1 protein-coding gene is annotated in these 591 nt (G+C 65.7%); it reads left to right on the top strand.

Annotated elements, in window-relative coordinates:
* A partial coding sequence (locus tag AC1D0Z_RS23780; protein ID WP_477660570.1) for an RNA repair transcriptional activator RtcR family protein occupies nt 1-591 on the top strand: 591 nt, incomplete at both ends.

Genomic DNA, 591 nt, shown 5'->3' with positions numbered 1-591 from the left:
GTATTGGGCCCACATCACCACCGGCACCCACGTGGCGCAGATCTGCCTGTTTCTGCTGGTCGAGGCGCGCTTCATTCCCGGCGTGCTGCTACAGACGGCCCCGCCCCGGGGACGGCAAGGCCAGGGCGTGGGCAGCTATGAGTTGATAGACCTGGACCTGTCGCGCTACGACGCGATCAACGCGCGGCTCGCAGTGGCGCAGCAGGATGCTGTCTCTTTCCTCAAAAGCGGCATCGCCACGCGCAACCCGCGCTTCAACACGATGATCGAGGAGATCGAACGCATCGCGGTACAGAGCAAGGCGCCCATTCTGCTGACCGGGCCCACGGGCGCGGGCAAGTCCATGCTGGCGCGGCGCATCTTTGAACTCAAAAAGTCACGCCACCAGGTCAGCGGCGCTTTTGTCGACGTCAACTGCGCAACGCTGCACGGCGACGGGGCCGGCTCCACATTGTTCGGCCACAAGAAGGGCTCGTTCACCGGTGCAGCCAGCGACCGCCCCGGCCTGCTGCGCACCGCCGACAAGGGCGTGCTGTTTCTCGACGAGATCGGCGAGCTGGGCCTGGACGAGCAGGCCATGCTGCTCAAGGC

It is taken from the genome of Polaromonas sp. P1_E3 (assembly GCF_056405935.1).
Note: the sequence above shows the minus strand (reverse complement) of the source record. Positions and strands in the feature narration are given on the sequence as shown.